General features: G+C 66.3%; 19 protein-coding genes. 14 read left to right on the top strand and 5 right to left on the bottom strand.

What is annotated here, in order from left to right; translation table 11 throughout:
* Nucleotides 1-17 precede the first annotated feature (17 nt).
* On the bottom strand, nucleotides 18-1,403 hold the full coding sequence (locus HRJ34_RS11095; protein WP_208634126.1) for an FAD-binding oxidoreductase: 1,386 nt from the start codon (nucleotides 1,401-1,403) through the stop codon (nucleotides 18-20).
* A gap of 77 nt (nucleotides 1,404-1,480) precedes the next feature.
* Here HRJ34_RS11095 and HRJ34_RS11090 point away from each other — a divergent pair, with 77 nt between their 5' ends.
* Genes HRJ34_RS11090 through HRJ34_RS11075 form a run of 4 tightly spaced genes read left to right on the top strand, consistent with a single transcriptional unit; the run spans nucleotide 1,481 to nucleotide 9,886 of the window.
* Nucleotides 1,481-2,779: an MFS transporter gene (locus HRJ34_RS11090; protein ID WP_208634125.1), complete on the top strand. Its 1,299-nt coding sequence runs from the start codon at nucleotides 1,481-1,483 to the stop codon at nucleotides 2,777-2,779.
* A gap of 39 nt (nucleotides 2,780-2,818) precedes the next feature.
* The gene (locus HRJ34_RS11085) at nucleotides 2,819-5,203 is read left to right on the top strand and encodes a TonB-dependent receptor (RefSeq protein ID WP_208634124.1); all 2,385 of its coding nucleotides are present in this window, start codon (nucleotides 2,819-2,821) and stop codon (nucleotides 5,201-5,203) included.
* 56 nt (nucleotides 5,204-5,259) lie between these two features.
* On the top strand, nucleotides 5,260-6,324 hold the full coding sequence (locus HRJ34_RS11080) for a DUF2817 domain-containing protein (protein WP_208634123.1): 1,065 nt from the start codon (nucleotides 5,260-5,262) through the stop codon (nucleotides 6,322-6,324).
* 58 nt (nucleotides 6,325-6,382) lie between these two features.
* Nucleotides 6,383-9,886 (top strand): indolepyruvate ferredoxin oxidoreductase family protein, encoded by a 3,504-nt coding sequence (locus tag HRJ34_RS11075; RefSeq protein WP_208634122.1) that lies wholly within the window; start codon nucleotides 6,383-6,385, stop codon nucleotides 9,884-9,886.
* 21 nt (nucleotides 9,887-9,907) lie between these two features.
* Here the strand turns inward: HRJ34_RS11075 and HRJ34_RS11070 are convergent, their stop codons facing one another.
* Nucleotides 9,908-10,462: a MarR family winged helix-turn-helix transcriptional regulator gene (locus HRJ34_RS11070; protein ID WP_208634121.1), complete on the bottom strand. Its 555-nt coding sequence runs from the start codon at nucleotides 10,460-10,462 to the stop codon at nucleotides 9,908-9,910.
* A 146-nt stretch (nucleotides 10,463-10,608) separates the two neighbouring features.
* Between HRJ34_RS11070 and HRJ34_RS11065 the strand changes: the two genes are divergently transcribed.
* Genes HRJ34_RS11065 through HRJ34_RS11025 form a run of 9 tightly spaced genes read left to right on the top strand, consistent with a single transcriptional unit; the run spans nucleotide 10,609 to nucleotide 19,384 of the window.
* On the top strand, nucleotides 10,609-12,015 hold the full coding sequence (locus HRJ34_RS11065; protein WP_208634120.1) for an amino acid permease: 1,407 nt from the start codon (nucleotides 10,609-10,611) through the stop codon (nucleotides 12,013-12,015).
* Nucleotides 12,016-12,075: 60 nt separating this feature from the next.
* Nucleotides 12,076-13,206, top strand: coding sequence for a histidinol-phosphate transaminase (gene hisC / locus HRJ34_RS11060; protein ID WP_208634119.1), 1,131 nt, complete (start codon nucleotides 12,076-12,078; stop codon nucleotides 13,204-13,206).
* Entirely contained in the window at nucleotides 13,203-13,631 is a 429-nt protein-coding gene (locus HRJ34_RS11055; protein ID WP_208634118.1) for a PaaI family thioesterase, read from the top strand. Before hisC ends, HRJ34_RS11055 begins: the two co-directional genes overlap by 4 nt.
* Complete coding sequence (locus tag HRJ34_RS11050) at nucleotides 13,624-15,291, top strand: AMP-binding protein (RefSeq protein WP_208634117.1); 1,668 nt, start codon at nucleotides 13,624-13,626, stop codon at nucleotides 15,289-15,291. Before HRJ34_RS11055 ends, HRJ34_RS11050 begins: the two co-directional genes overlap by 8 nt.
* Nucleotides 15,278-16,453, top strand: a complete 1,176-nt coding sequence (locus HRJ34_RS11045; protein ID WP_208634116.1) for a thiolase family protein — start codon at nucleotides 15,278-15,280, stop codon at nucleotides 16,451-16,453. Before HRJ34_RS11050 ends, HRJ34_RS11045 begins: the two co-directional genes overlap by 14 nt.
* A complete protein-coding gene (locus tag HRJ34_RS11040; protein WP_208634115.1) occupies nucleotides 16,450-16,836 on the top strand; it encodes a Zn-ribbon domain-containing OB-fold protein in 387 nt (128 codons plus the stop codon). Before HRJ34_RS11045 ends, HRJ34_RS11040 begins: the two co-directional genes overlap by 4 nt.
* Nucleotides 16,833-17,558, top strand: coding sequence for an SDR family NAD(P)-dependent oxidoreductase (locus HRJ34_RS11035; protein ID WP_208634114.1), 726 nt, complete (start codon nucleotides 16,833-16,835; stop codon nucleotides 17,556-17,558). The genes HRJ34_RS11040 and HRJ34_RS11035 overlap by 4 nt, the downstream gene beginning before the upstream one ends.
* Before the next feature lie 9 nt (nucleotides 17,559-17,567).
* Nucleotides 17,568-18,881, top strand: a complete 1,314-nt coding sequence (locus HRJ34_RS11030) for an aromatic ring-hydroxylating oxygenase subunit alpha (RefSeq protein WP_208634113.1) — start codon at nucleotides 17,568-17,570, stop codon at nucleotides 18,879-18,881.
* Nucleotides 18,878-19,384, top strand: coding sequence for an aromatic-ring-hydroxylating dioxygenase subunit beta (locus HRJ34_RS11025; RefSeq protein ID WP_208634112.1), 507 nt, complete (start codon nucleotides 18,878-18,880; stop codon nucleotides 19,382-19,384). The genes HRJ34_RS11030 and HRJ34_RS11025 overlap by 4 nt, the downstream gene beginning before the upstream one ends.
* Before the next feature lie 148 nt (nucleotides 19,385-19,532).
* Here the strand turns inward: HRJ34_RS11025 and HRJ34_RS11020 are convergent, their stop codons facing one another.
* The 3 genes from HRJ34_RS11020 to HRJ34_RS11010 all read right to left on the bottom strand — a co-directional run bounded on the left by HRJ34_RS11020 (nucleotide 19,533) and on the right by HRJ34_RS11010 (nucleotide 23,474).
* Nucleotides 19,533-20,519 carry a pyridoxal-phosphate dependent enzyme gene (locus tag HRJ34_RS11020; RefSeq protein WP_208634111.1) on the bottom strand — a complete coding sequence of 329 codons (987 nt, stop codon included), beginning with the start codon at nucleotides 20,517-20,519 and terminating at the stop codon, nucleotides 19,533-19,535.
* Nucleotides 20,516-21,253: an aspartate/glutamate racemase family protein gene (locus HRJ34_RS11015; protein ID WP_208634110.1), complete on the bottom strand. Its 738-nt coding sequence runs from the start codon at nucleotides 21,251-21,253 to the stop codon at nucleotides 20,516-20,518. Before HRJ34_RS11015 ends, HRJ34_RS11020 begins: the two co-directional genes overlap by 4 nt.
* Nucleotides 21,254-21,353: 100 nt before the next feature.
* Complete coding sequence (locus HRJ34_RS11010; RefSeq protein WP_208634109.1) at nucleotides 21,354-23,474, bottom strand: TonB-dependent receptor; 2,121 nt, start codon at nucleotides 23,472-23,474, stop codon at nucleotides 21,354-21,356.
* A 198-nt stretch (nucleotides 23,475-23,672) separates the two neighbouring features.
* Here HRJ34_RS11010 and HRJ34_RS11005 point away from each other — a divergent pair, with 198 nt between their 5' ends.
* The gene (locus HRJ34_RS11005; RefSeq protein WP_208634108.1) at nucleotides 23,673-26,477 is read left to right on the top strand and encodes a LuxR C-terminal-related transcriptional regulator; all 2,805 of its coding nucleotides are present in this window, start codon (nucleotides 23,673-23,675) and stop codon (nucleotides 26,475-26,477) included.

Below are 26,477 nucleotides of genomic sequence, written 5' to 3'. Positions count from 1 at the left end.
CGCTCTGCGCGCGACTCTCAGGGCAGTAGCTTGCCCGGGTTGAGGATATCATGTGGATCCAGTGCGCCCTTGATCGCCCTCATCATGGCGACACCGCCTTCGCCATGCTCCTCGATCAGTTTCAGCCGTTTTGAGGTACCAATCCCATGTTCCCCGCTGCATGTGCCGTCCATCGCGATGGCGCGGCTGACGAGGCGGTCGTAAATGCCCCGCGCCGCCGTCACCTGTCCAGCCTCTTTTGGATCGGGGAGGAACAGGACGTGGAAATTGCCGTCTCCGACATGGCCGGCGATCGTGGCCAGCAGTCCCGAGCGATCGATGTCGCGCCGCGTTTCGGCGACGCATTCGGGAAGGCTGGAGATCGGCACGCATACGTCGCTCGAAAAGGCCGGTGAACCAGGCATCAGGCGAAGGCAGGAATGATAGGCCGCGTGCCGGGCGCGCCATAGCGCCCGGCAGCCATCGGGATCGCTGGCCCAGTGGATTTCCTCGGCTTCGTTGTCCGCCGCCACCCGGGCCACCAGCGTCGTTTCCGCCTGCACCGAATGCGGCGTGCCGGCCAGTTCGATGAACAGGGTGATACGCTCCGGAAGGTCCAGGCCGCTGTCGCGGTTGCAGGCGCCGATGGCGATTTCATCCAGGAATTCGATGCGCGATGCGGATATGCCGAGTTGGACCAGCATCGTGACGCATTCGACGGCCGCCCGCAGGTCCGCAAAGCAGCACCGCGCCACCGAGAGGGCCTCCGGAATGGGGTGCAGCCGGACCGTCAAGTCGACGATGATCCCCAATGTTCCCTCGGAACCGACGATCAAACGGGTCAGGTCATATCCCGCCGATGATTTGCGGGCTCGGCCCGCGGTCCTGACGATCTGCGCGTCGCCGGTGACGATCGTCGTGCTGATCACATTCTCCCGCATCGTGCCGTAGCGCACGGCGTTGGTTCCGGACGCCCGGGTCGCGGCCATTCCGCCGAGGGTGGCGTCGGCGCCCGGATCGACAGGGAAGAAATAGCCGCTGTCGCGCAGATGCGCGTTGAGCTGCAGGCGGGTGACACCGGCTTCGACGGTCGCGTCCTGATCCTCCGGTCGCACCGCCAGGATGCGGTTCATGCGGCTGAGGTCCAGGCAGAGGCCGCCGGCGGGAGCGGTCACGCCGCCCTCGATGGATGTTCCCGCGCCGAACGGGATGATCGGGATTCTGGCGTTCCGGCAAATCTCGGCCGCATGGCGTACCTGCTCGATCGATGTCGGAGAGAGCACGGCATCCGGCAGCGGGCCGTCATAGTCATGTTCCCCGCGCGCATGCCGTGCGCGAATGGCTTCGGCGCAGCTCAGCTCCGCGCCGGTATCGGCGAAAAGAGCGCGCCAATCCCGCGGCATCGCAAAATTGCCTTCACTCACAACAACTCCCATATAAGACTACTTGCAAGAAGGATTATGCCGAGCTAGATTATGTTTTACAACTAAAGGAATTCGGTGTGGTCGCTGCATTGGATGTCAGCCTGAAGGAGCCGGGGTTGGGCCGCGAACGCCGCCTGCTGGCCGTGCTGGCGACCATCTATGTCCTGTCCTTCGCCGATCGCACCGTCCTCAACCTGTTCGTCGATCCCATCCGGGCGGAACTGTCGCTGACCGACGCCCAGATGGGTGTGCTGATCGGCCCGGCTTTCGCGGCGCTCTATCTGGTGCTGAGCCTGCCGCTCGGCATCCTGTCGGATCGACTGCCCCGCGCGGCGTTGATCTGCTGCGGCTGTCTGCTCTGGAGCGGAGCGACGATCTTCTGCGGCCTGGCGAACAGTTTCGAGGCGCTGTTGGTCGGGCGGATGCTGGTCGGCGCAGGGGAGGCGGTCCTCGCCCCCGCCGCTTATGGCCTGATCGCCAGCCATTTTCCGCGACACAAGGTGTCGGGCGCGCTGTCGATATTCTCGGCCGGGGTGTGGGTCGGGGTCGGCGCGGCGCTGATCCTGGGGGCCGGCAGCTTCGTGTCGCTCCAGGCGACCGGCGCGGTATCCCCGCAGTTCAGCAGCTGGCGCGTGGTGATGTGCGCGGTCGGTGCCGCCGGGCTTCCGCTCGCCGCACTGGTGTTCCGGTTCCGCGAGGCGCGTCGGCCGAAGACCGATATAGTCTCTGGGGAACGCGCCACCGGCGCTTTCGCCTATCTGCGCGCCAATCGCCTCTTCTATATCTGCCACCTGTTCGGCTTCGGGTTGTTCGCGCTGGCGGCGCAGGCGGTGATCGCCTGGACGCCGACCGCGCTGGCCCGCGATCACGGCGTCTCGCTCGGCCATGTCGGTCTCGTCCTCGGCGGCCTGCATCTGACGTTCAGCGTCGCCGGTATCGTCGTCGCGGGCGTGCTGGCGGATCGCGGCGTGGCCCGAGGCAGGGCGGCGGCGCCGATGACCTTCGGAGCGCTGGGCACCCTGGGCCTGGCGGTCTCGGTCGCGACCTTCGCGGTCGGACAGGGGGCGATCGTCTATGGCGCGCTCGCTGCGCTCTGCTTCTTCGTCAGCTTCCCGCTGGGGCTGGCCGCCTCCGCGCTGCAACTGTCCGCGCCGCCCGAAATCCGCGGCACCGTCTCGGGTCTCTACGTGCTGATGACCGGCATTCTCGGCTCGGCTGCGGGGCCCGCGCTCGTGCCGCTCGTCGCTGGTCCGGGCCTGCCGCTGGGAAGCGCGCTCGCCGGTGTCGCCGGTGGCGCGGCCGTCGCGGCGACCGGCCTGCTCATCCTCGGCCGGGGACCGCTGCGGACGATTTCGGCACGCCTCCGTCAGTTTTGAATGAAGTGCACAGGGAAATAATGAAAGAAGGGGACTGAAATGAACAAGGAATACCGGTTGTTCTTCGCGACGAGCTGTTTCGCCCTCGCGACCGCGCTGGCCGGCACCGGCTCGGCGCAGGCACAGGCTGTCGCCGGTGCCACGGCGACGTCCCAGACCGCGGAAGCGGACGACTCCGCCGGCCGCATCGGCGACATCGTCGTCACCGCGCGCCGTCGCGAGGAGCGGTTGCAGGACACGCCCGTCGCGGTTACCGCGCTGACCGGCGCTGCGCTCGCCCAGCGCGGCGTCACCGACATCACCCAGGTCGCGCAGTTCGCGCCGTCGGTGAATATCGGTGCGGCCGCCCGCAGCAACGGCAATTCGACCCAGGCCTCGATCTTCATCCGCGGCATCGGCCAGCTCGATTGGACCCTGACGACCGAGCCCGGCGTCGGCCTCTATGTCGACGGCATCTATGTCGCCCGTTCGGTCGGCGCGCTGCTGGACTTCGTCGACATCGACCGGGTCGAGGTGCTGCGCGGCCCGCAGGGGACTCTGTTCGGCAAGAACGCCGTCGGCGGCGCGGTGAACATCGTCACGCGGCGGCCGGGCGATGCGTTCGGGGGTTCGGTCGAGGCGACCTATGGCCGTTTCAATCGGATCGACATGAAGGTGTCGGTCGACCTGCCGATCAGCGAAACCCTGAAGTCGCGCTTCTCGATCGCCTCGCTCAACCGCGACGGGTATCAGGACCTGCCGGTGCTGAACGGCAAGGCCGGCGGCTATAAGCGGCTGGCGGGCAAGGGCGCGATCAGCTGGGAACCGAGCAGCGCCTTCACCCTCGACCTCTCGGCCGACTTTCTGCGCGCCCGCGACGATTCCACCGCGTCGAGCATCGTCGAGATCGGCGATTGCGTGGGGACCAACCCCTGCGGCCCGTTCGTCGCCACCTTCAACGCGCAGCAGCGTGCGGCCGGCCGGCCCGAATATCTGGCGTCGAGCTACATCCCGTCGAGCATCGACACCTCCTTCGCGGGCTTCGGCAATTATTCGAACACCGACGTCGTCGGCACCTCGGCGATCGCAACCCTGAAGCTGTCGCCGACCGTTACGCTAAAGTCGCTGACCGGCTACCGCACCCTCGACGCACATTTCGCGCTCGACGGCGACGGCTCGCCGCTCACCGTCGTCCAGACCGAAGATTTCTATGACCAGAAGCAGTTCAGCCAGGAATTGCAGCTGGCCGGCTCGGCCTTCGACAACCGGCTGAACTTCCTGGTCGGCGGCTATTATTTCCGCGAGACCGGTAACAACATCAACCTGGTCACCTTCAACAGCGGCTTCCGCGACTTTCTGTTCCCGGGCGTCTTCAGCGATCCCACCTTCCCGTTCCAGAGCGGCGGCAAAATCCGCAACACCACCTGGGCGGGCTTCACCCAGAACACGCTGAAGATCGCCGAAGGCCTCAGTGTGACGGCGGGGCTGCGCTACTCGTGGGAGAAGAAGGAATTCGATCCCGACCAATATGCGTTCGAGGCGCGCCGCCGCGGCATCGGTCTGCTTCCACAGTTCAACGGCGCGCTGCGCTGGCTGGATCCGCTGGTCCCCCGGGGATCGGTCGACCAGACCATCACCGATTGGTCGCCGAAGGCCAGCGTCGAATATAAGTGGGCGCCGGATATCCTGACCTACGCCTCCTATTCCGAAGGCTATAAGAGCGGCGGCTTCGCGCAGCGGATCATGCCGGGCCGGAACATCGTCGTGAACGGCGTCAATCAGCCCAACCCCGTCCCGGCCTTCGGACCGGAAAAGGTCGCGGTCTATGAAGCCGGCTTCAAGAGCACCCTGTTCGACAAGCGGCTGCGCCTCAACCTGGCGGCCTTCTACACCGACTATTCGGACATCCAGGTGAACTTCTTCGACGGCGTCGCCACCCGGCCTCAAAACGCCGGCGACGGGCGCATCAAGGGCTTCGAGGTCGAGGCCGAGGCGACACCGTTCGACGGCACCCGCCTCAACCTGGCGGCCAGCTACACCGACGCCAAGCTGACCCGGCTCGATCCGGGGGCGCAGGGCGTCACCCTCGCCACCAAGTTCCCTTATGTGTCGAAGTGGCAGCTGAGCGGTGGCGCGTCGCAGGACGTTCCGCTGGCCGGCTGGGGCCGCATCTCCTTCCGCGGCGACGTCTCCTATCGCTCGGCCTATTCGCCCGACATCGAGAACGCCCCCGTGTTGCGGCAGAAGGGCTATGCCATCGTCAACGTCAGCGCGACGCTGCTGCCGGAAGAGGAGCGTTGGTCGTTGCAGGCGGGCGTCCGCAATCTGACCGACAAGCGCTTCATCCAGGGCGGCCTCGCCGACCCGGAGGGCTTGGGTCAGACCAGCGCCTCCTTCGCGATCGGAGCCGAATGGTATGTGACGGCTCGGTTCCGTTTCAATTGAGACCGACGTGGTCCGGCGCCGGATAGCGCCGGACCACTCCGGCTCAGGGAGGGACGATGTTGTCCTGGGAAGACTATTTCGCCGGCACCTATGGGCAGGCGCGTGGGCGTTTTGCGCGGGCGGCGGAGAAGCGGGGGCATAGGCTGATCAGGCGTCCGCATCCGCTGTCCACGCCCGATCTGCCGCTGTCGATGGACGCGGTCCGGATCGGATCGCCGGATGCACTGCAGTTGCTGGTGCTGACCTCCGGGGTTCACGGTCCCGAGCTGTTATGCGGATCGGGCAGCCAGGTGGCGCTGCTGGAGGAAGCGGATTTCGATGGGCTGCCGGCCGACATGGCGGTCCTGCTGATCCATGCGGTCAACCCGTGGGGGGCGGCCCATATCCGCCGCGTCAACGAAGACAATGTCGATCTCTGTCGCAACGGGGTGATTGCCCTGGCCGACCGGCCGGGAAACGACGCCTATGACGAGATCCACGCCGAGGTAAGTGGTCCGCGGAGCCGCGAATGGATGGCGGAGCAGGGCGGCGCGAAAGCGGTCGCCACGCGCCATCGCTCGGCGCTGCTGCAGGGGCAATATGACCATCCGGACGGATTCGCCTATGGAGGCGATCGGCTCGCCTGGTCGAACGCGACCTTGCTGACGCTGGTGGCGGAGCAGGCGGCGGGGGCGGCCGATGTCGTCTGCATCGACATCCATTCGGGGCTCGGTCCCTATGGCTATGGCTGCCTGGGATCGTTCCAGCTGCCGGCCGACTTCGAACGGTCGCGCCGCTGGTTCGGCCCCTGGACGATCGACGCGACCGCCGGCGCCGAGAACCCCGAACATTATACCGTGCGCGGCCAGACGACCGAAATCTATGCCGAGGCCGTCGGCCCCGCCCGGCTGACCTCGCTGGTGCTCGAGTTCGGCACGGTCGATCCCGTGGCGATGCTGGGCGCCCTGTTCGAGGAGCATTGGCTGCACCTCCATGGCGCGGAGGATCATCCGGACGCCGCGGCGATCCGCGCCCGCCTGCTCGCCGCCTTCTACCCGGACGATCCGGAATGGCGCTGGGCGATCCTTCAGCGCACGCGGCAGGCCGTTCGGCAGGCGCTGGCCGGACTGGCGAGCACTTGACCTGAACGATAATCACGCAGATATACTCTCAAATAAGAATAGTTATGAAAGAGAGTTTATGTCCGTCGAAGCCGTTACCCTGGAGGATCGCTACACCCGGCAGGCCGGACCGGCCATGGTGTCGGGAACCCAGGCCCTGGTCCTCCTGATGATGATGCAGCGCCGGCTGGATCAGGCCGCCGGCCTCGACACCGCCGGCTTCTGCTCGGGCTATCGCGGATCGCCGCTGTCGACCCTCGATCAGGACTTCATCCGGGCGAAGCGCCATCTGGAGCCGCTCGGGATCCGTTTCCAGGGCGGCGTCAACGAGGCGCTCGCGGCGACCGCCGTCTGGGGTACGCAGACGCTTCAGCTCGATCCGAAGGCACGGGTCCAGGGCGTGTTCGGCATGTGGTACGGCAAGGGCGCGGGGCTGGATCAGAGCGTCGATGTCATCCGTCATGCGAGCAGTGGCGGCACTTCGCCGCTCGGCGGCGTGCTGGCGGTGGTGGGCGACGATCATGCGCTCAAATCCTCGGCGCAGCCGCACCATTGCGAACCCACCTTCGCCGATATGCAGATTCCGGTCCTCTATCCGTCGGACATCGGCGAGATCGTCCGCTTCGGCCTGCACGGCTATGCGCTATCGCGTTTTGCTGGATTGTGGGTTGGCCTCAAGACCGTGCCCGAGACCGTCAACAGCACCACGATCATCGACCTGGGGGCGCTGGTGCCGGATCGACGCCTGCCGCAATCCTGCGCGGACCTTCCGCAGCCGCATGTCCGCTGGCCCGACCCCTGGCCTGCGGGCGAGCGCCGCTTCCATGAGCTGAAGCTGCCTCGGCTGCTGGCCTATCTGCGCGAGAACGACATCAACCGCGTGGTCGTCGAGGCGAGCCGGCCGGCGCTGGGCATCGTCACGGCCGGCAAATCCTATCTCGATACGGTGGAGGGGCTCCGCCTGCTCGGCCTGTCGCTGGACGATGCCGCGTCGCTGGGGATATCGATCCTCAAGATCGGCGCGCCCTGGCCGCTCGAACCCGAGATCGTGACCACTTTTGCCGGGCACCATCCCGCCTTGATGGTCGTCGAGGAGAAGCGGCCGATCATGGAGGAGCAGATCAAGGCGCTGCTCTACGCCGCGCCCGCGCGGCCGATCCTCTATGGCCGGCGCGACGCCGACGGCGCGTCGCTGTTCACCGATGTCGGCGAGATATCGCCGGCGCAGATCGCGCTCGCGCTCGCCCGCTTCCTGCCCGATCTGCCCGAAGCGGCGCGCGAGCGGGCGCGACAGCTCGGCGCGCAGGGCGATGTGGCGCGCGCGCTCGTGCCGCCGGTCGCCCGTACGCCCTTCTTCTGTTCGGGCTGTCCACATAACAGTTCGACCAAGGTGCCCCAGGGCAGCCGCGCGATGGCCGGCATCGGCTGCCACGGCATGGCGATGTTCTCGCCCGATCGAAACACCGCGACGCACACCCATATGGGCGGTGAGGGCGCGACCTGGATCGGCCAGGCGCCGTTCACCGACGAACCGCATATCTTCCAGAATCTGGGCGAGGGCACTTATCATCACTCCGGATCGCTCGCGATCCGGGCGGCGGTCTCGGCCGGGGTCGACATCACCTATAAGATACTGTTCAACGATGCCGTCGCCATGACCGGCGGACAGGCGATCGACGGCCAGATCACGGTGCCGCAGATCGCGCGCGAGATGGCGGCCGAGGGCGTGAACCGCATCGTCATCGTCGCCGAACGGCCCGAAGCTTACCGCGGCGTTGCGGACCTGCCTCCGGGCGCGACGGTCGCGCATCGCGACGATCTCGACGCCGTGCAGCGCGAATTGCGCGCGGTGAAGGGCGTCACCCTGCTGATCTACGATCAGGTGTGCGCGACCGAGAAGCGTCGGCGCCGCAAGCGCGGCCTGATGGCCGAGTCCACCACGCGGGTCTTCATCAACGATCTGGTGTGCGAGGGGTGCGGCGATTGCGGGCGCAAGTCCAACTGCCTGTCGGTGGTGCCGATCGAGACCGAGTTCGGCCGCAAGCGGCGCATCGATCAGTCGGCCTGCAACAAGGACATGTCCTGCACCAAGGGCTTCTGCCCCAGCTTCGTGATCGTCGAGGGCGGCAATGTGCGGCAGTCGGGGCGGACGGTCGTCGCTCGGCTCGAAAGCGAATTGGCGTCGCTGCCCGATCCCGTCCGCCGCGAACCGGTCGGTGGCGATCCTTACGGTATCCTGATCGCGGGGATCGGCGGGACCGGTGTCGTCACCGTCGGCGCGATCCTGACGATGGCGGCCCGGCTCGACGGGCTGGAGGCCGTGGTCCACGACCGGATGGGCATGGCGCAGAAGTTCGGTGCGGTGACCAGCCATGTCCGCATCAGTGCCGTCGGCGAAGCGATGGCCGCTCGGATCGGCGACGGTCAGGCCGACCTGATCCTCGGTTGTGATGCCATGGTGACCGCGCAGCCCGATGTGATCACGACGATCCGCCCCGACCGCACCCATATCCTCCTCAACACCGATGAGTCCGCGCCGGGCGCGTTCGCGACCGACCCGGACTTCGATTTTCGGACCGCACTGACGATTGGCAATGTCCGCAAGGCGGCGGCGCGCGACAGGGTCGAGACGATCGACGCCGCCCGGCTGGCCACGGCACTGACGAGCGATGCGATCGCGACCAACCTGTTCATGCTCGGCATGGCCTGTCAGCGCGGATTGGTTCCGCTGTCGATCGACGCGATCCACGGTGCGATCGCGTTGAACGGCGTCGCGGTGGCGGAGACGATCCGGACCTTCGGTCTCGGCCGGCTGGCGGCGCATCGCCCATCGGTGATCCGCGACGCGGTGGCGCCGATCCTGCCCGAGGAGGTGCGCTCGCCACCCGCGACGACCCTGGCCGACGTGGTCGATCGTCGCGCGGCCTTCCTGTGCGACTATCAGGATCAGGCCTATGCTGATCGTTACCGCCGGCTGGTCGAGCGTGTCCGCATGGCGACCACGCATCTCGCCAAGGGCGAGGCGATGGCACTCGCGGTCGCGCGCAACTATTTCAAGCTGCTCGCCTACAAGGACGAATATGAGGTCGCCCGCCTCTATGCGCATCCCGATTTCCGGCGGAAGCTGGCCGAGCAGTTCGAGGGCGATTATCGCCTGAGCTTCCGGCTCGCGCCGCCGATGCTGGCGCGGCGCGATCCGGCGACGGGCGAGCCGCGCAAGATCAGCTTCGGCGGCTGGATGCTGACCGCCTTCGGACTGCTGGCCAGGTTGCGCTTCCTGCGGGGCTCGCGCCTCGATCCGTTCGGCTACAGCCATGATCGGATCGTCGAGCGCCGGCTGATCGTCGACTATGAGCGCGACGTGGAGCGGGTTCTGGACATGGCCGGTAAGGCCTTGCCGGCCGGCCGGCTGGCGGACGCCCTGGCGCTGCTCGTCCTTCCTGAGCGCATCCGGGGATATGGCCCGGTCAAGGACCGCTCGGTCGAAACCGCGGGGAAGGAGGCGGACTTGCTCCGCGCCAGGCTCGGCGCCGCCGATGCGGCGCTCGACGCTGCCCGATTGCCGGAGGCGACGACCGCGTGAAGGACGGGGGCGTCGCCGGCGTCAGGCGCGCGGGCGACGCTTCCGGCCGGCCTGGGTCAGCTCGTCATAGCTCTGCTTCGATCCGCGATAGAGCTTGAGCAGCAGCTTGCTGAGCTGGCGCTTCTCGGTGACGGTGAGATGGCGTTCATAGGAGGCGTCGGCCTCTTCGTCGGCGGGCAGGATCGAGGCGATCTTCCTGGCACCGGCGGGCGTGACCGAGATCAGCGTGTGGCGACGGTCGCTGGGATTGGGGTGCAGTTCGAGGAAGCCGTGCTGGTACAGCGCAGTGATGTTGCGGCTCACGGTGGTCTTGTCCATCGCCAGCGTGTCGATGATGTCGACCGCGACGAGCGGCCCGAAGATCTGCACCAGGCGCAGCGTCCGCCACTCGTGGATGGTCAGTTCGGCGGAGGCGAGCACCCGCGCGGTGGTGTTGCGCGCGATCATGTTCGACAGCACCATGATCGCGAAGGCGAGGTTGTCGCCGAAGAACAGTTCGCGCCGGGTGGCCAGATCGGTGGGCAGGGCGGGTGAAACGGCCTCTCCCGAGGCGGTGGTCTTCTTATCCATGGCCATGATCATAACCATCTGGCAACGGATCGACAACATCTTGCAATTAGTCTCATATAGGAGCAATTGCCCGGCAAAGGGCCACATGTCGCGTGAACAGGAGCGGTCGCATCGGCGATCCCATGTGAAGCCCGTCGAGGAGAATGATCCGCATGGAGAAGGAGTTGGGACCGGAAGGTCTCGATCGAACGCTGGGGCCGATCTCGATCATCGCTCTGGGCGTTGGGGGTATCATCGGGGCGGGGGCGTTCGTGCTTACCGGCGTCGCCGCGGCCTCTTTCGCCGGGCCCAGCATCTCGCTGTCCTTCCTGATCGCGGGTATGGCCTGCCTGCTCGCGGGCCTCTGCTATGCCGAATATGCGGCGATGCTGCCGGTAGCGGGCAGCGCCTATAGCTATGTCACCTTCACCATGGGGCGCTTCGCCGGCTGGCTGGTCGGCTGGATTCTGATCCTGGACTATCTCGTTGTGTGCAGCCTGATCGCGGTGGGGTGGTCCGCCTATACCGGCGCCTTTCTGTCCGACACCGGCCATCCGCTTCCCGCCCGCTGGTCCGCGCCGCCGATCGCCTATGACGCCGCGACGGGATTCGGTCTCAGTGGTGCGGTGATCAACCTGCCGGCGATGCTGCTGATCCTGCTCGTCGCCACGGTGCTGGCGGGCGGGCTGCGCAAGTCGGTCGCGTTCAACTGGGTTGTTGCTGGGCTGAAGGTCGGTGCGATCGCGCTGTTCGTACTGTTCGGCGCGGCGCGGATCGACCTGTCCAACTGGCAGCCCTTCGTCCCGCCCAATGGCGGCAGCTTCGGCAGCTTCGGCTGGAGTGGGGTCGTCCGCGGCGCGGCGGTCGTGTTCGTGGCCTTCCTGGGGTTCGATGCCGTGTCGACTACCGCGCAGGAGGCGAAGAACCCGCAGCGCACCATGCCGATCGCGATCCTGGGCGCGCTCGGCGTCGTGACCCTGATCTATGTCGCGCTGTCGCTGGTGATGACGGGCCTGTCGCCCTATCGCGAACTCGGCGTGGCCAACCCGCTCAATGTCGCGCTGGTCCATGGCGGGCCTACCCTCGCCTGGCTGCGGCCGGTGCTGAGCCTCACCACGATCATCGGGCTCGCGTCGGGGGTGATGGTCGTGCTGCTCGGCCAGTCGCGCATCTTCCTGGCCATGTCGCGCGATCGGCTGCTGCCGGTCCCGTTCGGCGAACTCGACCCCAAGACGCGGACCCCGGTGAAAGGCGTCAAGCTGATCGCGGCGATCGCGATGGCGCTGGCGGGTCTGTTCCCCGTCCATCTGCTGGGCGAGATCATCGCCATAGGCACGCTGCTCGCCTTCGCCATCGTGTGCGTCGGTATCGTCGTTCTGCGCCGGACCCGCCCCGATCTTCCCCGCCCGTTCCGGACGCCGCTCTCGCCACTCGTCCCGCTGGCGGGAGCCGCATGGTGCGTGGTGCTGATGACCTTCCTGCCGGGTGTCACCTGGGTTGCGTTTCTGCTGTGGCTGGGCGGGGGCGTGGCCGTTTATTTCACCTATTCCCGGCCTCGGGCGATGCGCGGCGGCGCTTGACATTCGAGAGTCATTTTGCTTGATACTACTCTCATAAGAGATTATTAAGCGGAGTGACGAATGGGCATCCTGGACGTAATGGCGGCGGGCGCGGACGACGCGCCCCGCGCGCGGCAGGGGGTCGATCGCATTCCCGCCTACATTCCCGGAGAGGCTCCACCGGGCGGCACGGGTCGCTCAGTGAAGCTGTCCTCGAACGAATCCCCTCTGGGATGCAGTCCGCTCGCCGCCGCCGCTTTCCAGGCGCATGCAGGCTCGCTCCAGCTCTATCCCGATGCCGGCGCGCATGCGCTGCGCGATGCGATCGCCGCCAAATTCGGCCTGAACTCCGCGCGGGTCGTCACCTCCTGTGGATCGGAGGAACTGCTCCACTTGGCCGCGCGGGCCTTCGTCGACACGGGCGACGAGGTCGTGGTCAGCCAATATGGCTTCATCGGTCACCACATTGCCGCGCTGGCGGCCGGGGCTGAGCGGATCGTCGTTCCCGAGCGGGATTACAGCGTCGATCTCGACGCAATGGCGGCGGCGGTCGGTCCGCGCACCAAGCTGGTCTTCATCGCCAATCCCGGTAACCCGACCGGCACCGTGCTGCCGGCGCAGGCGATCGCCGATTTCCATGCCTGCCTGCCGCGCCGCGTGGTGCTCGTCCTCGATGCCGCCTATGCCGAGTTCGCAGAACTCGACCAGGCTTATCGCTGCGGCCTCGATCTCGCCGAACGGGCGGACAATGTACTCGTCACGCGCACCTTCTCGAAAATGTTCGGGCTGGCCGGGCTGCGGATCGGCTGGGGCTATGGGCGGACCAGCCTGATCGACAACATCAACCGCGTCCGGCCCGCCTTCAATGCCAATGCCGTCGCCCAGGCGGTCGCCATTGCCGCGTTGCAGGACGATGATTTCGTCCGCCGTTCCTGCGAGCTCAACTCAGCCGGACTGGTCCAGCTGAGCGAAGGGCTCGCGACCCTCGGCATCACCGTCACGCCCAGCGTCTGCAATTTCGTCCTCGCGCATTTCGGGCCCCGGACCCCGGGGGCCGATGCGGTGTTCGAGGCGCTGCGCCTGCGTGGCATCGTCGTCCGTCCGGTCAAGGGCTATGACCTGCCCGACGCGCTCCGCATCTCGGTCGGCGTGCCCGAAGACAATCAGTTCCTGCTCGATGAACTGGCCGTCATCCTGGGGGGTGGGCGATGAGCCCGGATGGATCGCGCGAACTGGTCGAGGGGCTGATCGCGGCCTCGCCCTTCCATGCCGCGTTGGGCATCGATCTCGACGAGGTGTCGGTCGAAAGGCAGCAAGTCCGCATCGGCCTGCGTTACCGCGACATGCACCAACGCGAGCCGGCGTCCGGGCGCCATCATGGCGGCGTCATCGCCGCGCTGGTCGACGTCGCCGGCACTTTCGCGGCGATCGCGGCGATCGGGCGGAATGCGCCGACCACGTCGTTGTCGATCGATTTCCTTCGCCCGCCCACGCCGTCCAGCGACCTGATCGCGGTCGGGCAGGTTCGTCATGCCGGCCGCACCGTGGGCCGCGCGGACGTCGACGTGACCGATAGGACCGGCCGCCTCGTCGCGATCGGCCGGGTGCGCCTCGCCTGGAGCCCGGCCGATGCCTGATCTCCGATCGTTTCTCGGGGGCGACAGCATCTCGGCGGCGTTCCGGTGGACGGTCGCGCGCTTCCCCGACAATGACCTCGTCCACGTCCCTTCGGCGGCTTGCGCGTCCTATTCGGACGAACCGCTGACGATCACCTATGCCGAGGCTGCGCGCGCGGTGGACGCCCTGGTCGAGCGCTATGCGGCGGCAGGGGTCGGCGCCCGTCACCGCGTCGTGCTGATGCTGGAGAACCGGATCGAGTTCTTCGTTCACTTTCTCGCGCTCAACGCGCTCGGCGCCAGCTTGGTGCCGGTCAACAGCGAGGCGGCCTCCGAGGAGATCGCCTATTTCGCGCAACATAGCGGCGCGGCGCTGGCGATCGTGCTGCCCGAGCATCTCGACCGCGTGCGTGCGAGCCTGACCTATCTCGACGCGCCGCAGGTCGGTGTGGCGACGCGCTGCTGGACGGAGTTCCAGTCGCCAGCGTCCCTCGCCCGTGCCGACGCGGGGTCCGGCGAAGCAGCGCTCCTCTACACATCGGGTACCACCGGCCTGCCGAAAGGCTGCATCCTCTCCCAGGAATATTTCCTGCATTGCGGCCGCTGGTATAATGCGATGGGTGAGATCGCGGCGGTGCGCGAGGGGCGCGAACGACTGATCACGCCGCTGCCGCTCAACCATTCGAACGCGCTGGCCTGGTCGTTCATGGCGATGCTGCTGTCGGGCGGCTGCGTGGTCCAGCTCGACCGGTTCCGCCCCTCGACCTGGTGGCCCTCGGTCCGCGAGTCCCGCGCGACCATCATCCATTATCTCGGCGTGATGCCGGCGATGCTGCTGAAGCAGGCGCCCGATGCCGTCGATCCGATCGGCGCGCAGGTTCGCTTCGGGTTTGGCGCAGGCGTCGATCCGCGCCACCATCTCAGCTTCGAGGAACGCTTCGGCTTTCCGCTGATCGAGGCCTGGGCGATGACCGAGACCGGCGCCGGCGGCATCATCGCCGCCGATCATGAACCCCGTCATGTCGGAACCCGCTGTTTTGGGGTTCCCGGAGGCAGCGTCCGCGCGCTGGTGATCGACGATGACGGCCGGCCGGTGGGGGACGGTGTCGCGGGTGAACTGCTGGTCAGACAGGCCGGGCTGCGGCCCGACGTCGGTTTCTTCTCGGGCTATCATGGCGATCCGGCGGCGACCGCCGCGGCCTGGATCGACGGCTGGTTCCGCACCGGCGACGTCGTCGTGCGCAATCCCGACGGCAGCATGCGCTTCGTCGATCGCGCCAGGAACATCGTGCGCCGGAGCGGTGAGAATATCGCCGCAGTCGAGGTGGAGGGCGTGTTGCTGCGCCACCCGGCGGTGCGATCCTGCGCGGTGATGCCAGTGCCCGACGAGATACGCGGCGAAGAGGTCGGCGTCGCCATCGTGCTCTCTCCTGAAAGCGTGGGCGACGAAGAAATGGCGATCGAGCTGTTCGAACTGGTCAACGACAACCTGTCCTATTTCAAGGCGCCGGGTCATCTCGCCTTCGTCGCCGAACTGCCGATGACGGGGTCACAGAAGATCCGCCGGGGCGAACTGCGCGCGCTGATGACGCGTGAACAGGAGGGCCGCCGCACCTTCGATCTCACCGCCCGCAAACGGCGGCTGCGTGGCCAGGGGAGCGTGGATCGTGCGCCGGCCTGATCCCTATCGAGGCATTGCCCTGATCGCGCCGGTCACGGTGCCCTATGAGCGGCACAGCACGCATGGCGCGATATGGTTCCTGGGGCGTTCTCTGGCGCTCGCGCTCGAAGCGGCAGGGCTCGGCAAGGACGAAGTGGACGGCATCACCGTTTCCAGCTTCACCCTCGCACCCGACAGCGTTTCCTCGGTCGCCGAGCATCTCGGCCTCGAACTGTGCTTCGCCGAACAGATCCCGCTGGGCGGCGCCAGCGGCGTCGCCGCGATCCGTCGGGCCGCCCGCGCAGTCCAGGTCGGCGATGCGGAGGTGATCGCCTGTCTCGCGGGCGATACCGCCGACCCCGGCAGCTTCACCGGCCTGATAAAGGATTTCAGCCGCTTCTCGCGTGGGGCCGCCTATCGCTATGGCGCGGCGGGCCCCAACGGCGTCTTCGCGATGATCGCCGCTGACTATATGGCCCGCACCGGCGCGACGCGGGAGGATTTCGCCCGGTTGTGCGTCGCGCAGCGTCACAATGCCGCCGCCAATCCCGACGCGCTGCTGCGCAAGCCGCTCACGATCGACGATTATCTGCAGGCGCGGCCGATCGCCGAACCCTTCCACCTGTTCGATTGCGTGATGCCCTGTGCCGGTGGCGAAGCGCTGATCGTCACGACCGAGGAACGGGCCCGCAGCCTGAGCGTGCCCTACGCCACCATCTGCGCCAGTGGGGAGCGGCACAATGTCTTCCGATCCGATCCGATCGCCCGGCGGGGCGGCTGGCGGCTGTATCGGGACGAACTTTACGAACAGGCGGGTTTCGGACCCGACGCGCTGGACCTCGTCCAGACCTATGACGATTACCCGGTCATCTCCTTCGTGCAGTTCGAGGAACTCGGCCTGTGTGGGGAAGGGGAGGCGTCCGCCTTCGTCCGGCGGACCAACATGCAATGGGACGGCGGCGGCCTGCCGCACAACACATCGGGCGGCCAGTTGTCCTGTGGCCAGGCTGGTGCGGCCGGCGGCTTCCTGGGGCTGGTCGAAGCCGTCCGCCAGGTGACCGGCACGGCGCAAGGCCGTCAGATCCCCGGCGCCGCGCGCGCCCTGGTCAGCGGTTATGGGATGGTGAACTTCGATCGTGGCATCTGCACCGCCGCGGCGATCGTCGCGGGGGCCGGCCGATGAGCGGCGGCGATGCTTTGCTGCAGCACTGCCGGGTCTGCGGAACCGCGCTCTATCCGCGACGGGAGATCTGCAGCCACTGCCTGAGCGGTGACTTGGCCGATGTCGACGTCGCCGGTGCTCCCGCGACGATGATCGCGCTGACCACGCTGCACATCACCCATGAACCGCCGCTGCGTCCACTGTTGCCGCTGCGCATCGGCACGGTGGTGCTGGAGGAGGGCCCCAAGCTGATCGTCTATGCCGCGCCCGCCGTGGCGACAGGGGACGCGGTGGTGCTGTCGGTGGTCGCGGATCCCGACGGCGTGCCGGTGATGGTCGCTGCCGGAAAGGCGATCGCGGCCTCCAAACTCGCGGATGCCTTGAACGAAGGAGAGGAAGGATGAGCGCGACCGCAACCGCCGTCGTGACCGGCGGAAGCGCCGGTATCGGGCTGCAAATCTGCCAGGATTTGCTCGATCGGGGGTATGAGGTGATCTCGCTGGCGCTGGAGGAGTCGCCGTTGCGGCACGGGCGCTTGACCTCGATCGCGGTCGACCTGTCGGATATCGAGGCGACCCGGGAGGCTGCGGCGACGGTGGCCGAACGCGGTCCCACCACGATCATCTGCAATGCCGGGGTCACCCGCTCGGCGCTGCTGGAGGAGGTCACGCTCGACGATCTCGATGATCTGGTGAACCTCTATTTCGCCTCGACGATCCTGCTGGCACAGGCCTGTCTGCCGGCGATGAAGGCGGCACAGTTCGGGCGGATCGTCATGATCTCATCGCGCGCCGCCGTCGGGCTCGCGACACGGACGGTCTACACCGCCACCAAGTCGGGGCTGATCGGCCTGGCCCGTACATGGGCGCTGGAACTCGGGCCGGCCGGGATCACGGTCAACGTGGTAGCTCCGGGACCGGTGCCGACCCAGATGTTCACCGACGTCGTGCCGACCGGCAGCGAGCGTGAGCGGAAGCTGATCGAAAGCCTGCCGGTCCGCCGCCTTGGTACGCCCGCCGACATAGCGCGCGCCGTTCTCTACTTCGCCGACCCGCTCAACGGCTTCGTCACCGGGCAGACGTTGTTCGTCTGTGGCGGCGCGAGCGTCGGCTATCTCCAGATCTGAGGAATGACCATGACCGATGTCGAAGGGCCCGCGATCGCATCCCTGATCCAGCCGGATCGTGTGCACCGGACGATCTACACAGACGCCGCGATCTTCGAGGCGGAAATGGCACGCATCTTCGAACGCACCTGGATCTACATCGGCCATGAAAGCCAGATTCCGGCAGCTGGCGGCTATTATGCGACGACGATCGGCCGGCGGCCGGTAGTGATGGTGCGGCAGCGCGACGGGGCGATTGTGGTCCTCCATAACCGCTGCGCGCACAAGGGCGCCCTGCTGGTGCCGCGCGGCGCCGGCAATGTGAAGGCGTTCCGCTGCGCCTATCATGGCTGGTGCTATCATCTCGACGGGCAGATCATGACCATCCCGCGCGAGTCCGGCTATGCCGCCTCGGGGTTCGGCAAGCATCGCCGGGAGGCGAACATGCCGCCCGTTGCCCGCTACGGCGTCTATCGCGGCTTCGTCTTCGCCAGCCTTGCCGCAGAAGGTCCTGCGCTCGAGGACTGGCTCGTCGGGGTCGGCGGTTCGATCGACAATATGATCGACCGGTCGCCCGAAGGCGCGCTGGAGATCGTCGCGCCGCCGCTGCGCTATCGCATGCGAGTGAACTGGAAGTTCCACGTCGAGAATCTCAACGACCTGCTGCACCCGATGGTCGCGCATCAATCGGCTACTGAAGCGGGCCGCCGCACCGCCAGCCGCCATGTCGAGCCAGGCGAGAAGGCGCCGATGGCGATCGAGATACTGGCCCCCTTCTCGAACAGCTATGATTTCTTCGAAGAGATGGGCCTCCATGCCTTTCCCTATGGCCACAGCTATTCGGGTGGGCGCACCAGCATCCATGCGGCCTATTCCGATATCCCCGGCTACCACGAGGCGCTGGAGCGGACCTATGGCGAGGCCCGGACGCAGGAGATCCTGTCGACGAACCGGCACAACACGGTGGTCTATCCCAGTCTGACCTTGAAGGGCGCCATCCAGACCATCCGCGTGGTCAAGCCGATCGCGGTCGACTGTACCGAGATCGAGAGCTGGACCTTCCGCCTGAAGGGCGCACCCGACGAGTTGCTCAGGCGATCGGTGCTTTACAATAACCTGATCAATTCCTCGGCGGGCCTGGTCCAGCCCGACGATCACGAAGCCTATCTGCGCCTGCAGCACGGCCTGCTGAGCGAGGGGCTCGATTGGGTCAGCATGCATCGGCATCTTGGCGAGGAGCAGCAGGACGGCGACGGCGGCCGATCGGCCACGGGATCGAGCGACATGGTGTTCCGCAACCAATATCGGGAATGGCAACGGCTCATGACGGAGGAAGCGGCATGAGCGGAATGGCTCTGGAGAAGGCCAGCGGGCTCGATCGCGCACGGGCCGAGGAGTTCCTCTATTGGGAGGCCGAACTGCTGGACGGCGGCCGCTATGACGAGTGGCTGGAATTGTTCACGGCGGACGGGGCCTATTGGATCCCGTCCAATCCGGTTCAGACCGACCCTTATCTCGCGCCATCCCACGCCTTCGAAGACGATCTTCTGCGTAGGGTCAGGGTCGAGCGCTTCCGCGGGCAATATTCCTATTCGCTGCAACCCGCGCCACGCAGTTCCCGGATGCTGTCCAATGTTCGGGTAAGGGCCGATGTCGCTGATTTATCGCGCTGGAGCGTCCTATCAACCTTCCTGGTCACGCAGTTTCATGGCGACGAAACCCACCGGTTCGCGGGCGGTTATATCCATGAACTTGTGGCGGACGGCGAACAACTACGGATTGCGTCAAAGAAGATCATGCTTCTCGATGCTGACGGTCCGCTTCCAGATATACTGATCATCTTATAGTAATAGTGTAGTATTAAAGGATTGATGGTAGGCGTATTTGAAAAATCATCGCGATGAGCGTTGGTGTCCGGCCGCTTCGAAGAAGTTGCTCCAGGTCGTTGTTCTGCAGCGATTGTCGAGACGGTAGATGTTTCCATCTGTCTGACCGCTACGTCGTCCCCTCTTCCCACCCCTGCAGCAAGGGGAGGGAAACCCCGACGCCACCGCATATCACGATGACGATCGAGGCATAGGACGCCAGAGCCGAATGCCGGTCATAGACTAGAGACAGCGCCGCCCCGCAGGCCGGTTCGACCAGAGCTTGATGCTCGTCGGCAAATCGCCGGCAGGCGCCGATGGCGCTGCGGTCGGAAACCACCACGGAGACGATCGGGCGCCGGCCGTACCAGTCGAATGCGGCCTGGGCGACCTTGCGGGCACCGAGGCTCTTCGCAAGCGACCGGATCGCCGGCAGTTCGACCATACGACCCGCATGGACGGACTGGTCGAAGGCGTCAGCCCCGGTCGCCCCGACCGCGATGATCGGGATGTCGCCCCAACCGACCCGCTCCATGCCTTCGGCGACCCCGCAGAGCAGCCCGCCCCCGCCGATGGCGAGGACAACGGCATCAGGCCGCTCGCCCTGCATCGCCATTTCATCGATCAGGGTCGAATGGCCTTGCCACAGCAGGGGATGGTCGAAGGGCGGGACATAGCCGGCCGTGTCACGATCGACGAGATCGCGGGCCATCCGATCGGCCGCGTCCCAATCGTCGCCATTGACGATGACGTCGGCGCCCAGCTCCTTCAGGCGGCTCACCGCCGATGCCGATGTCGTGCCTGGCACGACGACGCTGATCGGCATCGCGAGCTGCCGGGCGGCATAGGCCGCCGCGATGCCCGCATTTCCGCCCGACGAGGACACGAGCCTCTTGATCCCGGTGGCATGGAGATGCCGACACAGCAGGCCGATCCCGCGAATCTTGAAGGAACCGGTCGGCTGATAGCATTCCATCTTCAGCCGAACCTTCGGCGCAGCCCCGGGCGACAGCCCGCGACAGTCCAGCAACGGTGTTTTGATATGGAAGATGTCGTCGCGCAATTCAGACATGCCGGGGTCCCGATTGAAAGAAAGGCGAGCCTCGGGCGTCGTCACCCAGGCAGCGCATAGCCCTTGACCGGCTTGATCCTGGGATTGGCCGGATAGCTGATCCGGCTGTGGCTGATGCCGTGCCGCACCAGCGCGGCAGCCATCAGCGTGGCGAAGGGCAGCGGATCGATCACCGGCACCCGGTAATCGAGCGCGCCCAGCCGCTCCCGGATATACGCCGCGCAGCCGAAGAAACCCGTGCAGCCGAGGATGACCGCCTCCGCACCGTGATCACGAACCAGGGTGATCGCGTTTTCGGCCAGCGCTTCCTTCACGTCGTCATTGTGGCTCTTCAAGTCGACGACCGGAATGTCTATCGCCCGGGCACCGACATAGTGGCGCTCCATTCCGTAGATCGCGACGAGGTCGCGGAAGATCGGCCCCGTGCTGGCGGCGACCGAGACGATACCGAAGCTGTGCGCCAGGCTGCTTATCGTCGCCATCGCCGTCTGCGCGACGCCGATCACGGGAAGGCTCACCGCCTCCCGCAGCGCCGCCAACCCAGGATCGCCCATGCAGTCGATGACGACGGCATCGACGCCGTCGGCCTCGGCTTCCAGTGCGAGCGCGACCATGCCGGGCAGTGCGAAAACCTCGTCGAAGCGGGACTCGATCGAGGTCGGGCCGGTGTCGATGAAGGCGATCGAATAGCGGACGCCGGGCTGGTCGAGATGCGCGAGATCGCTCTCCTGCCGGATCGCGTTGGTCGTGACGGGGACGAGGATGCGAATATGGATCATGTCGTCAGCCTTGCTTTCATCGCGACGGGCGATGGCGTTCCAGTCCGGATGAGGATGGCAGGCCGCCGGGCGAGGGGGCAATAGCCGGCGGCCGCCTCGATCAGAACTTCAATTCGAAGGTGGCGCCGGCCTCCAGCGGGCGGCCGAACCAGGCGACCGAGAGGTCAGCCGCGCCCGCCGTCTGCCCGAACACATTGTAGCGCTTGTCGGTCAGGTTCTTGCCCCACAGGGAAAAGCTCCAGGGCTGCCCCGCGGGTTCGAAACCGATCCGCGCGTTGACCAGCGCGTATTTCGGTTGCCACGATCCCTTGGCGGGGTTGAACTGCGGATAGGCGCCCGTCCGAAAATTGGCGTCGGCCCCCAGGGTGATCTTGTCGTCGTTGCGGAGGGCGATCGAATATTTCCAGCCCGCGTTGACGATGAACTTGGGTGCGTTGGGCAGGGTCGTATCGCCGAAGATGAAGCCGGCCACCGGCGAAATCTCCGAATGGAGATAGGAGCCGTTGAGGAATGCCTCCAGCCCGGTGATCGGAGCGACCGTCAACTCGATCTCGCCGCCGTAGATCTTGGCCTTCGCGGCATTGGCGTTGCGATAGACGAAGGCGCCGTTGACCTGGGTGGTCGCACCGATCTGGATGTCGTCATACTGGGTATAGAAGGCCGCGGCGTTGATCCGCAGTCGCCGGTCGAAGGCGTCCGCCTTCACGCCGGCCTCATAGGCCGTCGATTTTTCCGGCCGGGTCGGGATCAGGTCGACCGAGGAGAAGGGAAGCGCGTTGATCGCGCCGCTGCGGAAACCGCGGCTGAACGAAGCATAGGTCATGAAGTGCGGCGACCATTGATATTTGACGTTCGCCATCGGGGTGACCGGCTTGTAGCTGAAGCGGATATGCGACTGCGGGACCAGCGCGGCGCCACCGAAGATGGTGGTGACGTCCTCGCTCTTCTTCTCATAGGTCCAGCGGACACCGCCGGTGACGCTCAGCTTTTCGGTCAGGTTGTAGGTCAGCTGCCCATAGGCGCCGACGCTCTCCGCGGTAACGTCCAGCGGGATCGACAGCTCCGCTCCCTGGACATAGGCGAACTCGCCATTATGGGCCGATTCCTTGAAGTAATAGAGCCCCAGCGTGTATTTCAGCCGATCGTCGAGCAAGGTGCCGGTGGCCTGCAATTCCTGGCTCAACTGCCATTGCCGCTGATCGGTCTGCTGCGCCAGGAACGGCAGGGGGATGCCTCCATAGTCCTGGCCCGCCACCGCGTGCTGCCAGCGATAGGCGGTGATCGACTTGATCGTGAAATCATCGCCCTGGTATCGCATCGTCACGGCGCCGCCCAAGGTGTCGACATCGTCGTCGGGGTCGATGAACAGCCTGGAATTATATCCCTTGGCGAGCCAGTCCGGATCCACATACAGGGCCGGCGTCACCGTATAGCCGATCAGGCCTTGCGGCGGCGAATTGCCGCGCTGGTGCGTCCCGTCGCCCGAGATCAGCACGTCGAAATCCTCGGTCGCCTGCCACAGCAACTGGACGCGACCGCCGACGATGCGCGCCCGGCCCATGGAATGAACCACGCCGTCAGGAGTCGTGCTCTTGCCCCAGCCGTCGCGGACATTGCCCATCAAGGTCGCGCGCATGGCCAGTTTGTCCGCCACGAGAGGCGCGTTGACCGTCACATGGCCCAGCAGCGTGTCGATCGTGCCGACGGTGAGGTCGGCATGCCCCTCGAAGGCGAAGACCGGCCGGTTCGTCGTCACGGCGACGGCGCCGCCGATCGTGTTCCGTCCGAAAAGCGTGCCCTGCGGCCCCTTCAGCACGTCGATCTGCTCGATGTCGCCGAGGTTGAAGTTCGCTCCCATCGACCGGGCCATGTAGACGTCGTCCAGATAGACGCCCACGGCGGGATCCGCGGTGAAGTGCGCGATATGCTGGCCGATGCCGCGGATGTAGAAGCTGGCGGTGGTCGCCGAACCGCTGCCGGCCGAGCTGAAGTTGAGGTTGGGCGTATATTGCGCGATGTCGCCCACGTTGAAGACCTGCCGCTCCTGCAACTTCTCCGCGGGAAAGGCGGTGATCGCGATCGGAACCTGCTGCAGGTTCTCCGAGCGTTTCTGGGCGGTCACGACGATTTCGTCGAGCTGCCCCGACGCCCCGTCTTCGGGACGGCCCGCCGTCTGGCCGAAGGCCTGCGTCGCGCCGAGCAGCGCTAGGCTGGCGGTCAAGGCCGTGTGGATGCGGAGATGTCCGTTCCTTTTCATCACGCGGTTTCCCTTTCTGATTATGTCGCGGCTGCACGCGCCGTTTTTTCCGATCTGCCGTCAGCCTATCGGGAACCGCCCCCCTGCACAGGCGAGTTGAAGAGTAGATGGCGGCGGGTGGCTTACCGCCGTGGGGTGAGCGGCCAGGAAGGTGGGGGTGCGATGAAGGGTGGGGCGGGGCTGAGATGTCACTGGGTCGCTTTAGTGGTATCCCTGATCTTCTCATGCAGCGGAGGTCCCTTGGTCGCGACAGCCGAATGGGCGATTAACGCCAGACACGCCCCGCCGCCATGTCTCCTCGATGCGCTGCACCGCCAACGGCTGTTCGCGATCGTCGAGGAACATCGCCATCGTCGACTGCTGCTGTTGCAGGCGCCCGCCGGCTTCGGCAAGACCGTCTTCCTGTCGCAATGGCACGACAGGGTCCGCGCCTCCGGCGCGATGGCGGCCTGGGTCAGCCTGGAAAGCTCGGACGCATCCGGCGACGCCTTCGTGGCTGCCCTGACCCTGGCGCTGGTCCATGCGGAGCTTGTCGCCGCCGAGGACATCGTCCTGCCCTCCGCCGATCATTCGCCGATGGCCGCGCTCGATGCGCTGTCAGGGCAGATGCAGGGCGTGCGGCGCGAGACATGGCTGATCATCGACAACTGGCACATGGCGCAGTCGGGAGATGCCCTCGCCTTGCTGGAGCCGCTCCTCCGTCGCCTGCCCGCCAACTGGCATGTCGCCCTCGCCAGCCGCACGCCGCCGCAACTCACCCTGGCGGCCTATCGGGCGAGCGGCCAGATCGTGGAGATCGGCGCCGGCCACCTGCGCTTCTCGGATCAGGAAGCCACCGATCTGCTTGCCGAGGCGGGTTGCCCGCCCGGCCTCCTCGCTACGATCCTGGACGCGACCCAGGGCTGGCCGATCGCGGTGAAGCTGGCGAGTCTGGGAACCGAGGCGTTCCAACGGCGGGACGCCTCCAAGCCATCCTCGATCATCGACGCCATCGAAGGCATGGGCGACTATCTCGACAGCGAGATATTCGCTTCGCTCGGCGGCGATGTCCGAAGCTTCCTGCTGGAAATGTCGATCTGTCAGCGTTTCAGTCGCGAGCTGGCCGAACATCTGCGGGATGCAGCCGATGCGGCGCATCTGCTGGACATGTTGAAGGCGCTGCGCGGGCTGGTCGACCCGATTGGCCAGGGCAGCGACTGGCTGTCCATCCATCCCCTGTTCGCCGCCTTTCTCGAAACCCGCCGCTGCACGGTGGATATGGAGCGCCTGCGTGAGCTCCATCGCCGGGCGGCTGACTGGTTCGAGGGACGCGGCCAGCTCAACGACGCTATCGGCCACGCGCTCCAGAGCGGCGATCAGGCGCGTTCGATCCGCCTCGTCGAAAGCGCGAACTGCCTCGACATCTGCATCCGCGCCGGCGCACCGGCGGTTCGGTCGCTGCTCGACAAGCTCCCTCAGGACGTGATCCGTGAACGCCCCCGGCTCCGCGCGGCCCATGCGGCGCTCAATCTCAAGCAGGGGAGCATCGCCGAAGCCCGATCGCTGATGTCCGAATTGCGTCAGGGGCTGGGGCAGGGCGAGAGCGATCGCGCGCTGGAACGCGACGTCCTCATCCTTGAAAATCTCTCGCTTTGCTTCATCGACACCAGCCCGTCGGCCGAGGATATCGCCACCTATCGCCGCGATCTGGAGAGCGCCTATGTCGACGAATGGTGGATCGATGCGCTCCGCTACAATGTCTATGGACGGCTGGAGATGCGCGCGGGCCATCTGAAGGAAGCGCACCAGGCGCTGGAGCGCGCTTTCGAGATTCTCAAGGCCGGTGGGTCGGCGCACGGTTGTTTCTTCATGTCGATCCATATCGCCTTCTGCCACCTGTTCCACGGCAAGCTGTCGGCGGCCGAGGACTCGGTGCGGCTTGCGGAGACCATATTGGACCGCGATCTGGATGGCGAGGTCCTCTATGCCTGTATCGCCTATTCCGCGAAGTCTCTGCTCGCCTATGAGCGCAACGAGCTGTCCGAAGCCGGACGGCTGGCCCAGATGGCGCTGGCCGGCCTCGAACGGGCCGAGGGTTGCTTCGAGCAATATCTCGTGTCGGTCTATGTCGGCGCCAGCAGCGCCTTCGCCCTGTCGGGGCTCGACGCCGCTCTGGAGATCATCAGCCGGGGCCGCAAGCTGGCCCTGTTCCATGGTCTCCACATCATGGACAGGATTCTGGTCGGCATGACGGCGGGTTTCCACGCACGGGCCGGCCAGTGGCGATCCGACGCGATCGCCCGGTTGGATGGCCCCAACATGCAGGACTGCGGCTGGCTGGAAGCCGACCTCTCGGCCCCCGTCCACAGCCTGATCGCCCTTCAGGAAGGACGCCGAGACGACGCGCGTCGGATCGCGACGGCCACCATCCGGCGCAGCCGCGCGGAAGGACGGATCGCGATCGAGATCAGGGCGCATCTTTCGATGGCGCTGATCTGCGCCGAGGAAGGCGATATGCCCGCCGCCCAGGAAGCGCTTTGCCGGGCCGTCGTCCTGGCGTCGCAGGAAGCGTTGTTCCAGCCCTTCTTCGAAGCCGACGATCAATTGCTGCGGATGTTGCGCGAGTTGTCGAAAAGCGCACCGTCCCGGATGAGCCCCTTCGCGGCGAGCTTCCTGTCCAACCTCGTCCTGCGCATGATCGCGACGCGCAAGGCCCGGGACCATGGCGAAACGCTGACGGCGAGGGAGCGGGAGATACTCGCCCACCTGACCGATGGGATGTCACGCAAGGAGATCACGTCGAACAAGGAGATCGCGCGGGCGCTCGACCTGACCGAGAACGCCGTGAAATTCCATCTCAAGAACGTGTTCCGCAAACTCGACGTCAACAATCGCGACATGGCCGCGGCGGTGGCCCGGCTGCTCGGCTCGAATGTGCCCGCCCCGTCGGCAGTGGAAGGGCCGGCCGCCTGGCCGACCCACCATTAG

This window comes from Rhizorhabdus wittichii, from assembly GCF_017607425.1.
Lineage (GTDB): Bacteria > Pseudomonadota > Alphaproteobacteria > Sphingomonadales > Sphingomonadaceae > Rhizorhabdus > Rhizorhabdus wittichii.
Note: the sequence above shows the minus strand (reverse complement) of the source record. Positions and strands in the feature narration are given on the sequence as shown.

What these genes read in the sequence shown, in the direction of transcription:
- HRJ34_RS11085 (WP_208634124.1), top strand. Translation starts at nt 2,819, where the DNA reads ATGAACAAGGAATACCGGTTGTTCTTCGCGACGAGCTGTTTCGCCCTC.
- HRJ34_RS11080 (WP_208634123.1), top strand. Translation starts at nt 5,260, where the DNA reads ATGTTGTCCTGGGAAGACTATTTCGCCGGCACCTATGGGCAGGCGCGT.
- HRJ34_RS11075 (WP_208634122.1), top strand. Translation starts at nt 6,383, where the DNA reads ATGTCCGTCGAAGCCGTTACCCTGGAGGATCGCTACACCCGGCAGGCC.
- HRJ34_RS11070 (WP_208634121.1), bottom strand. Translation starts at nt 10,462, where the DNA reads ATGGCCATGGATAAGAAGACCACCGCCTCGGGAGAGGCCGTTTCACCC.
- HRJ34_RS11065 (WP_208634120.1), top strand. Translation starts at nt 10,609, where the DNA reads ATGGAGAAGGAGTTGGGACCGGAAGGTCTCGATCGAACGCTGGGGCCG.
- hisC (WP_208634119.1), top strand. Translation starts at nt 12,076, where the DNA reads ATGGGCATCCTGGACGTAATGGCGGCGGGCGCGGACGACGCGCCCCGC.
- HRJ34_RS11055 (WP_208634118.1), top strand. Translation starts at nt 13,203, where the DNA reads ATGAGCCCGGATGGATCGCGCGAACTGGTCGAGGGGCTGATCGCGGCC.
- HRJ34_RS11050 (WP_208634117.1), top strand. Translation starts at nt 13,624, where the DNA reads ATGCCTGATCTCCGATCGTTTCTCGGGGGCGACAGCATCTCGGCGGCG.
- HRJ34_RS11040 (WP_208634115.1), top strand. Translation starts at nt 16,450, where the DNA reads ATGAGCGGCGGCGATGCTTTGCTGCAGCACTGCCGGGTCTGCGGAACC.
- HRJ34_RS11035 (WP_208634114.1), top strand. Translation starts at nt 16,833, where the DNA reads ATGAGCGCGACCGCAACCGCCGTCGTGACCGGCGGAAGCGCCGGTATC.
- HRJ34_RS11030 (WP_208634113.1), top strand. Translation starts at nt 17,568, where the DNA reads ATGACCGATGTCGAAGGGCCCGCGATCGCATCCCTGATCCAGCCGGAT.
- HRJ34_RS11025 (WP_208634112.1), top strand. Translation starts at nt 18,878, where the DNA reads ATGAGCGGAATGGCTCTGGAGAAGGCCAGCGGGCTCGATCGCGCACGG.
- HRJ34_RS11015 (WP_208634110.1), bottom strand. Translation starts at nt 21,253, where the DNA reads ATGATCCATATTCGCATCCTCGTCCCCGTCACGACCAACGCGATCCGG.
- HRJ34_RS11005 (WP_208634108.1), top strand. Translation starts at nt 23,673, where the DNA reads ATGAAGGGTGGGGCGGGGCTGAGATGTCACTGGGTCGCTTTAGTGGTA.